Here is a 13634-nt window from a genome sequence, read left to right as displayed (position 1 = left end):
CCCCTCCGTTTTTTAGCATTTTACCTTTAGGAATAACAAAATGGCAAACAATTTAGCAATCGGTTTAGTGATTGGTGCAAGTTTAGCGGGCAATTTCAAAAGCACTTTTGCAGGTGTCAATGGCACGTTAGACAAGCTCGGTCAAGCCGTTGCCAAAAATCAGCAAATTCATTCCAAATTTTCTACCGAACTGAACGCACTCCGCACCAAGCAAGCAACACTCTATGCCGAAATGAGCCGCGCCAGTTCTAAAGGCGGTGTCGGGCTTGCCTTGATGAAAACCGAATATGACAAGCTCGGTAGAGCAATTAGCCAAGTCAGCCGTCAGCAACGTGAATTTGGCAAAGAATTAAACCGTTCTTTACATGCTCAACGAAAGCTACAAGGGGCGCTTTCAGGTTATGAAAATGCCAAAAATAAACGCGATGAATTAAAAGGTAAAGCACTCGGTACGCTGGCTTACGCTGCGATTGGAACAAGTGTAATGAAAACCTTTATGGAGCAGGAAGAAGCGGCAAATAACCTGAAAATTTCAATGATGAAAGCTGATGGTACATTCGGAAAATTCAATGAAATAGGCAAAATTGCTGACCAACTCGGCACAGATTTACCAGGTACAAGAGAAGATTTCTACAAGCTTGCCAAAGCAATGAAAATGCAAGGGGTAACTGATGAAACCTTGATTAACGGTGGCTTAAAAACATCGGCAAAACTTAATGTTCTGTTAGATATGGATCAAATGCAAGGCGGTGAGTTCTTTTCTAAAATGATGGAATCACACGGCTTATCTGAAGCAGAATTGGGTGCGTCCGCTGATGACTTGCAACGAGCAATGTTTGCCGCAGGTATGAATAAGGAAGATATGTATGGGGCGATGACCTACTACGCTTCTAATATTCGTTCAATGAAATTAACAGGGCGAGAAAATTCGCAAAAACTTTTTGCTATTGAAGGTTTAGCTGCACAACAAGGCTTAGAAGGCACCTCATTCGGGACAAACTTTTCCACAATGCTTGACCGAATGAGTAAAGGTCCGCAAATGATCGCCGAAGCCAAAAAAGGAATGAAAGCCAACGCTCGGGATATTTTAGAGAAAAGTGGGCTTGAGTTTAATTTCTGGGATAAAAAAGGCAATTTCAAAGGCATTGACGGAATGGTCAAAGAGCTTGAGAAACTGCAAAAAATTAGGGCGAAATTTGGCGACCAAGCAGCACAAGATGTAGCTGACGCAATGTTTGGTACTGAAGGTAAGCGCGTTGCTTTGTTATTAGGAGAAAAAGGCACGGCGGGTTTGCAGGATTTCTTGCAGAAAATGAAAGACCAAGCTAGCCTTGAAGAACGTGTTGCCCAAAAAACGAAGACACTTGGCTCCGCTCTGGAAAGCTTAGGGGGCGCGTGGGAAAGTGCGGTCGGCAATGTAGGTTCTGTGTTTGCTGATGATATTAAAGGTTTCGCAAAAAGTTTGCAGGAAGCAGTGGAATGGTTTACGCCGTTTATATCTCAACATAAAGAAGCTGCTAAGTTTGTACTGGGCTTGGTAACAGGTTTTGTCGCCTTGCGTGGGGTGTTGCAAGTAGGATCATTTGCTATTCAAACCGTAACAATGGCAATGGATGCGTTAAAAATCGCCACAATGACTAACCCTATCGGGCTAATTATTGGTGGTATTGCATTGGGGGCATTCCTTATTTACCAATACTGGGAGCCGATTTCTGCGTGGTTTAGTGAAAAATGGGCGGCAGTGTCAGGTATTTTCTCATCAGCTTGGAACGGTATTAGTAATTATTGCTCGGAAGTGTGGGCAAATATAAGCAACTTTTTCGATTCAGGCATCGGCAACATTACTGCCACTATTCTCAATTGGTCGCCACTTGGCTTATTCCAGCAAGTTTTCTCTACCGTGCTTTCTTGGTTCGGGATTGATGTACCAAGCAAGTTTACCGACTTCGGCAAGAATATGATCGATGGCTTAGTAAACGGTATCAAAAACGCTTGGGAAGGCGCGAAGCAGATTGTGTCCGACTTAGGCGACGGCATTAAGGGCTGGTTTGCGGAAAAGTTAGGTATTCACTCGCCAAGCCGTGTTTTTAAGGGCTACGGGGTAAACGTGGTGGAAGGCTTGGCAATTGGGATGGATAAAGCTCAGCCGTTAGCTCAAAAAGCCAGTGATAACTTATCTGATGCAGTGAGTTTTGATGGCGCGGCCAAAGGTAGCTTACTTGCTAACTATCAACCACTAAATAGAAACGCTGTTACCAATAGTGAAGGCCATCAAGGCGGCATTGTGGTGCATTTTAGCCCTCAAATTACCGTAACCGGTAATGCGTCACAAAGCGTAACCGACCAGTTACAAAGCGCATTAAAAATGGGGGCGTATGAGTTTGAGCAATTACTCAATCGCGTGTTAGACCAACGACAACGGGGGGCTTACTAATGGAAAATTATGCACTTTTAGGCAATATTGCCTTTGATTTACTCTCTGCCCCAACGGGTTTTGACGAAAGCCGTTCTGCAGTATTTGCTGAACACGAGGTGCTTTCGGGCAAACCGAAATTGCAAGCCATGGGCATGGCATTAACGGATGTCACATTACAGTTACAACTACATCATCAACTTGCGCCCGTAGAAAGTCGCTATCAAGCCTTACTCACAGCGCAAGAAAGCCAAGAGGCTTTGGCATTGGTCTTTGGTTTCTCTAAATTCAAAGGACATTTTGTCATTACAGACGTTACCAGTACGGTATTATTCACTGATGGGAAAGGCAATGCACTTGCCCGTGACGTGAGCTTAACCCTTCGGGAATTTGTCGGCAACCCACAAGCAGGGATTTTAGGTGCGGCATTATCGTTAGCCGGTAATTCGCCACTTGCCTCCATTGTGCCAAAGGGCTTAAGTAATTTTGTTAGTCAAGCCAATCAACTAATGAGCAAAGGCATTGCTGTGGCACGTCAGGTTAAGCAAGTGGTGGCAGATGTCAAAAGTGCGGTCGAAAGTGTGAAGCATTTAAAAGATAACCCTCTGGCAGCCCTGTCTGAAATCAGTGGCATTGTGAATACCTTAGGTGGTTCTTTCGGCGGTTTGGCTGAAATGGTAGGCTTAGGTAATGCATTTGCTACGCTGACGGAAGGAGTTCGTGGTGCTGCGGGATTTATGCAAGATTTAACCACGCTTTCAGGACATTTAAATACCGCTTACAGCCTATTTAAATCAGGCATCAAGGGCGATGAGTTGAGAGAATGGTTCGATTTAGGTGTAAAAGCGATTGAATCGGCTGACGTGGTCTCGGAATCTCTTGCAAAAAATTCAGCAAAAATGACCGCTTGGATCGCCATTCGTGCTGACAGCGGGGAGGACAACGATGAGTAATGCCATTATTTTACACACGGTTAAGCAGGGCGAGCGTTGGGATAACCTTGCCTATCATTATTATGGCACGGTCAACGAAATCAACCGCTTGATTGATGCCAATCCGCATATCCCCTTTTGTGAAATGTTGCCAATGGGCGAAACTTTAAAAGTGCCTGTGCTAGAGGTGAAAACCACCGACAACAGTGATTTGCCGCCGTGGTTGCAAGGAGATAACTAATGCAAGTGCAATCCCAATCCCCTGACTTTGAATTGCTGTATGAAGCCAAACAAATTACCCAATATGTGAAGCCGAATTTGTTGCGACTCACTTATACCGACTATCTCTCTGACCAGTCGGACGAATTACAAGTGGAATTTGAAGATATTGAACGCAAATGGGTCGGCAGTTGGTTTCCCACTCAAGGCGATAAATTAAGTTTGCAACTAGGTTACAAAGGCGAGCCGTTAGTGAATTTAGGTAGTTTTGAGCTGGACGAAATCGAATGGCAATGGTCGCCTAATAGTGGTTCTGCCGTTGCGCTTAAAGCCTTAAGCACAGGTGTCACCAAAGCCAACCGAACACTTAAGCCGAAATCTTATGAAAACACCACGCTGGCAAATATCGTCAAAACCGTAGCAAAGCGGTTGAAACTCAAGGTAACAGGCACGGTAGCAGATATTCCGATTCAGCGTGCTACCCAATACCAAGAACGGGACGTGGAATTTTTAACTCGGCTGGCGCACGAATACCACTACAGCTTTAAAATTGTCAATCAAACGCTGGTTTTCACCACTATGGCAAGCCTTGAGGAACGCACGCCCGTTGCGGTGATTGATTATAGTGAGGTAAAAAATTTACGCTTGCGCGACCGCATTAAAGACACGGTTTCAAAAGTAGAAGTCTCAGGCTTTAACCAGAATGAGAAAAAGGCGTTGAAATCGACCAAAAAGCACAAGACAAAGCGCCCCACGAAAAAACAAGCGGCAGCCAGCAGTGCTGATACCTTAAAAATAGTGACCCGTGGTGAAAGCCAAGCACAAATGAACGCCCGAGCCGATGCCGCACTTGCCGAAAATGATGACCAACAAGCGGGCAATATTACCGTGATTGGCAACCCAAAACTGGTCGCCGGCAATACCATTTGGCTGACGAATGTCGGTATGTTTAGCGGTAAATACTTAATCAAGCAGGCACGCCACAAGGTGGACAAACGGCAAGGCTACACCACCGACCTTGAAATCAAAATGATTGAATTTAGTGAGGAATTACCAAAAGATGAGAAAGCAGCAACCCACGCATAATTTTGGTGCAACTTATCAGGAAGGTATTGTCAGCCAAGTTGATCCGAAAACACACCGTATCAAAGCAACCATTCCTGCTCTTGAGGATTTTGAAACGGCGTGGCTGGCTTACCTTGTCCCCAACGCAGGCGGCAATCAATTTTACTGCCTGCCTGATCTCGGTGAGTTGGTGGCAATTTTGCTCGATGCACGCGGTGAAAGCGGTTGTGTTTTAGGGGCAATTTACAATGCAATTGACCCTGTGCCTGTTACAAATAGTGAAATGTGGTTACATAAATTCAGTAACGGGACTGAAATTTCTCACAACCGTAAAACAGGTGATGTCGTGGTAAAAACCTCAGGTACGGTAACGGTTACTGCAGGCAAGGCGGTGGTGAATGCCGAAACCGAAATCAATGGCGACACCACCATCAATGGCAAATTACATGCTAGTGGCAACATTACCTCAAGCAAAGAGGTGTCTGCGCCAAGTGTTAAACAAGGTTCTGTTTCACTTGGTTCTCATGTTCATAGTGGCGTCCAAGGTGGTCGAGACACTTCCGGTAAACCCCAGTAATTCTTTAAATTAGTTTAAAATCCCTCTCCATTCATAGCCGTTACACTCACGGCTATGAAAACTGCTATTCAACATACCCACTGGCAATTAGCCCCCACTGATGTCGCTACCATTCAAGGCGAAGATGATTTACATCAGTGCATTCTGAATATTCTGTCCACCCGAAAAGGCAGTGATGTGCTTCGTCCTGATTTTGGTTCCGACCATTTCGATTATATCGACCAACCTGAAGATATTGCGATTCCGAATATCGTGCGCGAAGTTTTTACAGCGATTGATAAATGGGAAAAGCGTGTCGTGGTGCAAGAAGTCATTATTACCGGCGAAGCTCCTGAATTTCATTTTTCGGTGAAATGGTGCGTGGCTGAAGATGTTGCACGTCAAATTTATGCAACGGAGTATCAACTATGATTGCAAACCGTGAAGAAATTCAAATTGTTGAAGAAGATGTGGCAAAAATCCTTGCTGATTGCATTGCCCAATATGAAGAGCGCACAGGCAAAACCTTGCAACCTGCTCATATTGAACGGCTAATTATTAACTTATATGCCTACCGTGAATTATTGATGCGCAAAGGGATTAACGAGGCTTTTCGCCAAACCTTTCCGCAAACCGCTACAGGGCAAGCCTTGGATTTATGCGGTGAGCAAATGGGCTGTATTCGCCTTGCCGCGCAACCGGCTGAAACCACCTTACGTTTTCGGGTGGAAGAAACCGAACACGATGAAATCGTCATTCCTGCTGGCACGATGGTGCGCGCCACAGAAACGCTTTACTTCTCAACCAAAACGGAAACGGTGATATCAAAATTCGCCAGCTTTGTTGATGTGGTGGCAGTGGCCAATCTTACAGGTGAAGCAGGCAATGGTTGGGAGGCTGGACGGGTGAAAACGCTCGAAAGTCAGATTGATTATCAAGGCACACTCACGGTCAGCAACATTGATGTAACTGACGGTGGTGTCGCAGAAGAAAGTGATGATGATTACCGTAAACGCATTTTACTTGCGCCCGAAGCGTTTACTGTCTGTGGTACGTTTGAAGCCTATAACTACCACACACGTAGCGTGACGCCATTTATCAATGACGTTGCCGTACAACGCCCCAAAGCCGGCACAGTAGAAATGACAGTGTTAACCAAACGTGGCGTACCTCAACCGCTCTTAATTGACAAAATCAAAGCCTATTTAAGTGGCGATAAACGACGACCTCTTAATGATACTGTGATTGTCTCGCCCGCGAAAAAAGTCAGTTACAACATCGTGGCAAATCTTGAGCTTTACACCTCAGCCAATGCCACCGAAACCAAAAGTCGTGCTTTGAAGGCGATTCAAGAGTTGCTGGCAAAAGATCCCTTTACCTTGGGCGTGGATATTGTGCCACTGACCATTGCAGCAACGCTGAAAGTGTCGGGTGTGTATAACGTGGAAATTGTTGAACCACATTTGACTGAAGTATTGGAAAACGAATGGGCGGTGTGTGAAAGCATTACCTTAAACGTGGTGGGAGAATCTCATGGCTAAGCTGATTTACGCTGACATTATTCGCCAAGATGTGAAATTCACCACGTTGGCAGATTTAGCTAATCGGCTCGACCAACTAGACAAATCGCAAATTATGACCTCGCTGATTGATTTGCTTGATGAAAAATATATCGAACTGGTGGCAGAAAAATGGAGTGTGACAGGTTATGACGGTTATTTGTTAGCTGATGATATTAAGTCAAAACGCACTTTGATTAGTTCGGCAGTAAAACTACATAAGCATAAAGGCACACCTTGGGCGGTGAAAGAAATTTGCAAAAAACTAGGTCTAGGTAATGTAGAAATCATTGAACGTCTTGCTAAGCAATATCACGAGGGGGCAATTACTCGTAATGGCATCTATTTCCATGGAGATGATAACCGTTGGGCACAATATCGTATTCTGCTTAATGACGTGATTACTTATGCTGAAGCTAAATTTGCTCGTCAAACAATTGAACGATTTGCTCCAGCTCGCAGTGAACTTGTCGCACTTGATTTTAGAAAATACGCTTTTTTACACAACAATACATTAACTCGCAACGGCACTTATAGTCGTGGTGCGGCATAAGAGAGGATAAAATGACGACTTTAACAAAAGACGATTTTTTACCAGAACAACCCGTTTGGGAAGATGGCGTTTATATGCTGAAAGAAACCGACCCTGTACTTGGTGGTCCAACAGGTGTTGATAATTTACCCTTAAAACATTTAGCAAATCGTACGCTATTCTTAAAAGGCGAAATGGAGAAGGTTGGTGAGCAAAATAAAAATGCTTTCATAGAACTTACTAAAGCCGATGGCTTCCGTTTTGTTGGTCAAGCCGAAAGTATCGAACAACTCCGCACTATCCGCCCAACTGAACATGGTCAGCGTATTTTAGTTAAATCCTACTACGCAGGCGGCACAACAGGTGGTGGAGAGTTTGTTGCGGATTTACAAGACCTAATTACACCTGATGACGGTGGCACTTGTTTTGTTGTTGAGCATAATGGAGGCCGCTGGAAAAGATTATATACATCATTGTGCGATCATGATTTTGGTTTAATAGGCGATGGTCGAGATGAGACAACTAGATTACAAGCAGCACTGCAGGCTGCGGTGGGTAAGTCATTAAAACTATCCAGAGGACGGAAATATGGTATCCAAACTATTACCATACCACAAGATACCAATTTAAAAGCTAATCACTCGGAATTTCGGAAGTTATCCGCTAGTCAGGATTATGGTATTACTATATACGGTAATACACAAATTAGTCATTTACGCTTTAGCTCTCCTGGGTCAGCGATTGATAGAGCCATCCGTATCTCAGGCAGTAGACTGGATATTAAGGATCTATCGGTTACATCAGATAGACCTGGCTCAGATTATGGTTTACATATCCAGTCTTTGGCATTAGATACACCATTAACTGAGCTACATTTACAACATGTTACTATCAAAAATTATGATGCTGCGATGCCTATTTTCAATGTTAACCAGTCATTTTTTGGCAATATCAAAGTTGACACGTATCGGACAGGCGTTTATTTAAGGGATGTTGCAGATTGTGTATTTAATTTCGCGAATATCTCGACAAAATCTCCTAACGCTCAAGGAGCACCAGGACAAAATGGATTACTTATTGAAAGTACTTTAAATGCCTATTCTTGTCGCAATCTCCATTTTATTCATTGGCGCGTTTCTGATGCCGCTGAACATAGCTACAGATTAGGAGGACAATTAGGCATTCGTGATGTGACATTCACCGATTGTATATCCGAGCGATCAGGTAACCATGGAGGGCGCTCTAGTGGTGGATGCGGTTTTAAAGTTTTAGGCGCAACCTCACGCGTGAGTCGTCATAAAAATATCAAATTCATTGGCTGTCACGTGCAAGACGTTAATGTGGCATCGGGATTAGATAACTTCAGCGCATATTTACTGGCGTTAGTTGATGGTGTTGTCCTAGAGGGTTGTTCAGTTAACAAGGTTGTTAATGCTGACTATTCTTGCATTGATGGTATCCAAATTGATGGTGCAACGGATGTTGTGCTAAATGGCAATAATGTACAAGATGCCAACAGACAATCAATCCGCTGTGTGGCTAGCACTTATGCGGGCCAACCAGGTCAGGATGGTATTATTGATGGGCTAAATGTGATTGGTGGTCTCTATCAAGCTAAGCACAAAAATAATGCTCCTATTGTGTTTCTAGATGTGAATCCATCTGCTGCCTCAGCTGGGTCAATTTCAAACGTTAGTTTTAAAGGGGTTAGTCTACGTGGAGGGATGGCAGCTGTTCGCAGCAACGATCGTATTACTTATAATAACATTTTTATGGATTTTGACTATGATAATGGGTTGAATAGTGGAGCAACCCCAGTTATTCCTGGTAAAGGTGATATTTTTTATCGTGCTAATCTTCCATGGATTGGATACACGCCAACTGCCAAAAATGGCTCTATTATTATTGACACCCTGACGGGGGCAGTCAGATTGCGTAAGAACGATAGTTGGGTAATTATTTAGAGAGGTAAATATGTACATTGTATTCAACCAATATGGCCATGCCGAATATAATCAACAAGATAAACCAAGCTACTTACCGACAGGTTTTTATGCTCTTGAGAGTGAGTTACATGATGATACGCCATTTGCGTGGTCAGATGGGCAAGCAGTATATCAAAGTTCCGAACCCCCTCCGAATGAGTATTATCATTTGAGCAATGGACATTGGGTGCTGGAACAATCAGATGAAGCCGACCTATTACACGCAAGAAAAAATGAGTTAATTACTTTAATTGCACATAAAGCCGATCAATTAAATGCAAGCTTGTTAACTGGTTATCCGCAAACGGAAATTGATAGTTTTTATCGTCAAGAGCAAGAGGCTCTATCCTGGCGCCTCGATAAATCTGCAAAAACTCCAATGCTCACTCAAATATCAAAAATTCGAGGCGTACCGTTTGATATATTGGCCCAAAAGGTACTTGAAAAATCAGACCAGCTTGCAGCGGTAATTGGTGAGATTATTGGTCAGCGACAAAAATTCGAAGATGCTTTAATAGCTGCTACTACGATTGAACAGGTCGAACAGCTTACCAAGGAGATTGCGCAGTGGTCTATTTAGCGATGTACAAAGCCCGTGGCAACTGGGTGGATAAAATTATCCGCTTGTTTACGGGTAAACCTTACAGCCATTGCGAGGTGGCAATCAAAACAGGAGCGAACGTTTACCAATGCTATTCATCAAGCCCTCGTGATGGTGGTGTACGTGTAAAAACTATGCATCTGCCTGCGGATAAGTGGGATTTAATCCCAGTGCACACATATTCAGACATTGTGGACTTTTTTCAGCGTACCGGTGGCAAAAAATACGATTTTATCGGGGCAATTGGTTGCGTGTTACCGTTTAAGCAAAAGCCAAGTCGATATTATTGTAGTGAGTGGTGTTATGAGGCAATTTTTGGCGTAGCACCGAAAAAGGCGTTAAGCCCGAATAAACTAGCTGAGTTGATAAAAGGAGGGTTTACCTCGCACAAAGTTTAAAAAGAAAAGACGGCGATAATAACGGCACGGCAATGCGCGTTATTACCAGCTACGCAGAACATGCCTGCATATAGCCATACGCCGCCTACCTTGCGCAAGGCGGGCGGATTGTAACAAATCTTTTAATTATGGAGAATATATGCAGTCAATTAAAACAATCCGTTGCACATTTTGTAACAAATTATTGGCGAAAGTGGGTACAGTTGGTTATTTAGAAATCAAATGCCCACGCTGCAAAGTAATTAACTTTACTAAATAATTTTATTTGAGTGTCGGAATACCTTGAGTATCAGAACGCCATAGAAGGAAAAACTATGGCAAACAAAAAAACTTTTAAACAAGCCCCACTACCGTTTATCGGGCAAAAAAGAATGTTTTTGAAACATTTTCAGAATATTCTTAATGAACACATCAAAGATGATGGAGAGGGCTGGATAATTATTGACGCCTTCGGTGGTTCAGGATTATTGAGTCATGTAGCCAAAGCAATTAAGCCAAAAGCTCGTGTCATCTACAATGATTTTGATGGTTACTCCGAAAGGTTAGCCCATATAGGTGACATCAATACCTTACGTTCACAACTTTTTACCGCAGTCGGCAGTGCTGTACCTAAAAACAAGCGAATGCCAAAGGAAGTAAAAGCAAAATGTGTCAAAATTATTCAAGAGTTTGACGGCTACAAATATTTGAATTGTTTAGCAAGCTGGTTATTATTTAGCGGTCAGCAAGTAGCTACAACCGATGAGTTATTCCAGAATGATTTTTGGAATTGTATCCGTCAGTCCGATTACCCCAAGGCAGATTGCTATTTGGACGATATTGAAATTATTCGTGAATCATTCCACACTCTACTACCGAAATTTTCCGGCAATCGCAAAGCATTGTTTGTATTAGATCCACCTTATCTTTGCACCAAACAAGAAAGCTATAAACAAGCTACTTATTTCGATTTAATAGACTTCTTACGATTAGTCAATATTACAAGACCACCTTATATTTTCTTCAGTTCAACGAAATCTGAATTTATTCGATTTATTGAGTATATGCAGAAAGATAAAGTAGATAATTGGCAGTCATTTGACGGAGCGAAAAGAATTGTAGTGAATGGATCAGCGAGCTATTCAGGAAAATATGAGGATAATTTAGTTTATAAATTTTAGAAAATGTAACATCATTACATAATGTGAAAAAAGCGAGAGAAATAATTTATCTCGCTTTTTTATTGCAGTTATGTTGCGCGGGTTTATTAGGATGAGTATAAATGTCGTCAATGAAAATATTTACTGATTAGGTGTAATTAGTAGAAATAAATATAAAAAAAGAGACTCCTTGTTTTAAAAGTAGTCTCTTGGTGTTTTAGGTTTATTTTATAATATTGATATATGAAACTTAGAATGGTTGTTTACATATATCTATAAAATGTAAATAAAAAATATATTTTAAATCAATTACTTATCAAGAATATTTAAATTTAAAAATGAATTTGTAAATATAAACAGTAATTTGCATCTTTTTTACACTCTATATTAACACTTTTATTTGTTGCTATTTTATACTTAAAATTGCAAAAATGTGAAGAATTTTATACACTCTTTTAGACTGAATAACAGCTTCTATTGACCTTATGAGATACCATCAAACCTTAATTTTAAGCTTCATTTCTTCAGCGATAGCAACTACTACTTTCGCTAATACGCTTGATACTCAATTAAGCAATGTTGATGCTGCCCAGCAACAACGCCAGCAACAACATCAACAGGCACAGGCCGAACAATTACAAGCTCAGCCCGATATTCGTTTCGATACCTCTTCCTCTGAATCACTTTTACTCTCTTATACTGAATCACCCTGCTATCCTATTTATCAAATCACGCTAACCGATTACGGCTCTTCTATCCCGCGAAGTCAATTCCAATGGGCTTTTGATAAAGCGGCTCAAACATTGAGGCTTACGCTACCACATTGTTTTGGTGGTGAAGGTTTAGGTGTTTTGATGAAGCAAATTCAAAATGAAATTATCGGCCGTGGTTATGTGACAACTCGTGTAGTGACCGAAGAACAAGATTTACGCGGTGGAAAATTAGTTTTAACGGTCATTCCGGGCAAAGTGCGTAATATGATTGTGGCTGACAGCGGTAATGTTCCTCGTTTTACCCGCTTGAATGCGTTGACAGGATTAACATTTGATACAGGTGACTTACTCAATATCCGAGATATTGAACAATCCCTTGAAAATTTAAAACGTGTGCCAACCGTTGAGGCAAATATTGAAATTTTGCCTAGTGAAAGTGATAAAGCGGAAGTGGGCGACAGTGATTTAAAAATCAGTTACAACCAAGCGTTTCCATTTCGCCTAAATTTAGGACTGGATGATGCCGGTTCTACTTCAACTGGAAAATGGCAAGCCAGTGGTACACTCTCCATAGACAATATTTTCTCGGCAAACGACCTCTTCTATATAACTTTTACCCACTCACTTAAACAAAAAGGTGATGATAGAGGCCGTCGAGCCAGTAAAAATTTCATGCTTTACTATTCCGTACCATTCGGCTACTGGAACTTAGCCTTTTCACATAATCAGAGCCGATATTATCAAGAAGTCTTTGGGGCGTTTGATAACAGTTACATCTACGCAGGCGAAAGTGATACAGACAAACTCACGCTCTCCTATCTACTCTATCGAGATGCAAAACGTAAAACGATTGTTTCGGGCTCTCTATGGTCTCGTCAATCACAAAACTATATTGACGGTGCAGAAATTGAGGTGCAAAAACGCCGAATGGCAGGTTGGGAAGCTGGATTTAATCATAAAGAATATTTCCCGACAGCCACATTTGAACTTTCGGCAAATTTCAAACGGGGAACCGCTGCTCGAGGTGCGTTATCTGCACCAGAAGAGCTATTTGGTGAAGGTACCTCTCGCCCTAAAATTATTACGGCAAGTGTGAGCTTAACAAAACTATTTCAATGGGGTAATCAAGCTTGGCAGTGGCAAAGTAGTTTGAATGCCCAATGGAATAAAACCCCACTGATTGCTCAAGATCGTTTTTCGATTGGTGGACGTTATACCGTGCGCGGTTTTGACGGTGAACTTTCCCTTTCAGGTGAACGTGGCTGGAACTGGCGAAACGAGCTGAGTTGGCAATTTAGCCCAAACCACGCTTTTTATTGGGCAGTGGATGGTGGCCGAGTATCCGGCTGGTCTACGGAAAATCAACTAGGGCATCATCTAATGGGGACTGCGATTGGATTACGAGGTGGTATAAAAGGGGTTAGCTACGATGTATTTATGGGAAGATTGATGCGTAAACCAGAAGGATTTAGAACCTCTGATGCTGTTGCAGGTTTTAGTCTTGGTTATAGTTTTTAATTGA

The 13634-nt window shown here is 42.3% G+C and carries 14 protein-coding genes; all 14 read left to right on the top strand.

The genetic code is table 11. From position 1 onward, the window contains the following. Positions 1 to 40: 40 nt before the first annotated feature. The 14 genes from HMPREF1128_RS04435 to HMPREF1128_RS04370 all read left to right on the top strand — a co-directional run bounded on the left by HMPREF1128_RS04435 (position 41) and on the right by HMPREF1128_RS04370 (position 13630). Positions 41 to 2434: a phage tail tape measure protein gene (locus HMPREF1128_RS04435; RefSeq protein ID WP_007525068.1), complete on the top strand. Its 2394-nt coding sequence runs from the start codon at positions 41 to 43 to the stop codon at positions 2432 to 2434. Then, positions 2434 to 3366 (top strand): phage tail protein, encoded by a 933-nt coding sequence (locus tag HMPREF1128_RS04430; protein ID WP_007525311.1) that lies wholly within the window; start codon positions 2434 to 2436, stop codon positions 3364 to 3366. Before HMPREF1128_RS04435 ends, HMPREF1128_RS04430 begins: the two co-directional genes overlap by 1 nt. Further along, positions 3359 to 3586 carry a tail protein X gene (locus HMPREF1128_RS04425; protein WP_005625313.1) on the top strand — a complete coding sequence of 76 codons (228 nt, stop codon included), beginning with the start codon at positions 3359 to 3361 and terminating at the stop codon, positions 3584 to 3586. The genes HMPREF1128_RS04430 and HMPREF1128_RS04425 overlap by 8 nt, the downstream gene beginning before the upstream one ends. Beyond that, positions 3586 to 4650, top strand: a complete 1065-nt coding sequence (locus tag HMPREF1128_RS04420) for a phage late control D family protein (protein WP_007524017.1) — start codon at positions 3586 to 3588, stop codon at positions 4648 to 4650. The genes HMPREF1128_RS04425 and HMPREF1128_RS04420 overlap by 1 nt, the downstream gene beginning before the upstream one ends. After that, positions 4625 to 5206: a phage baseplate assembly protein V gene (locus HMPREF1128_RS04415; protein ID WP_007525290.1), complete on the top strand. Its 582-nt coding sequence runs from the start codon at positions 4625 to 4627 to the stop codon at positions 5204 to 5206. The genes HMPREF1128_RS04420 and HMPREF1128_RS04415 overlap by 26 nt, the downstream gene beginning before the upstream one ends. A 54-nt stretch (positions 5207 to 5260) precedes the next feature. Then, positions 5261 to 5617 (top strand): GPW/gp25 family protein, encoded by a 357-nt coding sequence (locus tag HMPREF1128_RS04410; protein WP_007524299.1) that lies wholly within the window; start codon positions 5261 to 5263, stop codon positions 5615 to 5617. Beyond that, positions 5614 to 6726, top strand: coding sequence for a baseplate assembly protein (locus tag HMPREF1128_RS04405; protein ID WP_007524065.1), 1113 nt, complete (start codon positions 5614 to 5616; stop codon positions 6724 to 6726). The genes HMPREF1128_RS04410 and HMPREF1128_RS04405 overlap by 4 nt, the downstream gene beginning before the upstream one ends. Beyond that, entirely contained in the window at positions 6719 to 7297 is a 579-nt protein-coding gene (locus tag HMPREF1128_RS04400; RefSeq protein ID WP_007525255.1) for a phage tail protein, read from the top strand. Before HMPREF1128_RS04405 ends, HMPREF1128_RS04400 begins: the two co-directional genes overlap by 8 nt. Before the next feature lie 11 nt (positions 7298 to 7308). Further along, positions 7309 to 9240 (top strand): hypothetical protein, encoded by a 1932-nt coding sequence (locus tag HMPREF1128_RS04395; protein ID WP_007525413.1) that lies wholly within the window; start codon positions 7309 to 7311, stop codon positions 9238 to 9240. A gap of 10 nt (positions 9241 to 9250) precedes the next feature. Further along, entirely contained in the window at positions 9251 to 9841 is a 591-nt protein-coding gene (locus HMPREF1128_RS04390) for a hypothetical protein (protein ID WP_007523972.1), read from the top strand. Further along, entirely contained in the window at positions 9829 to 10260 is a 432-nt protein-coding gene (locus HMPREF1128_RS04385) for a hypothetical protein (RefSeq protein ID WP_007524252.1), read from the top strand. The genes HMPREF1128_RS04390 and HMPREF1128_RS04385 overlap by 13 nt, the downstream gene beginning before the upstream one ends. Before the next feature lie 139 nt (positions 10261 to 10399). Then, positions 10400 to 10519 (top strand): Com family DNA-binding transcriptional regulator, encoded by a 120-nt coding sequence (locus HMPREF1128_RS10210; protein WP_005693545.1) that lies wholly within the window; start codon positions 10400 to 10402, stop codon positions 10517 to 10519. A 55-nt stretch (positions 10520 to 10574) separates the two neighbouring features. Beyond that, positions 10575 to 11420 carry a hypothetical protein gene (locus HMPREF1128_RS04375; protein WP_007524448.1) on the top strand — a complete coding sequence of 282 codons (846 nt, stop codon included), beginning with the start codon at positions 10575 to 10577 and terminating at the stop codon, positions 11418 to 11420. 464 nt (positions 11421 to 11884) lie between these two features. Next, entirely contained in the window at positions 11885 to 13630 is a 1746-nt protein-coding gene (locus HMPREF1128_RS04370) for a ShlB/FhaC/HecB family hemolysin secretion/activation protein (RefSeq protein ID WP_007525251.1), read from the top strand. The last annotated feature ends 4 nt before the right edge of the window (positions 13631 to 13634 follow it).

The organism is Haemophilus sputorum HK 2154 (genome assembly GCF_000287615.1).
In the GTDB taxonomy this organism is placed as follows: domain Bacteria; phylum Pseudomonadota; class Gammaproteobacteria; order Enterobacterales; family Pasteurellaceae; genus Haemophilus_A; species Haemophilus_A sputorum.
This window is presented reverse-complemented; position numbering and strand designations above follow the sequence as displayed.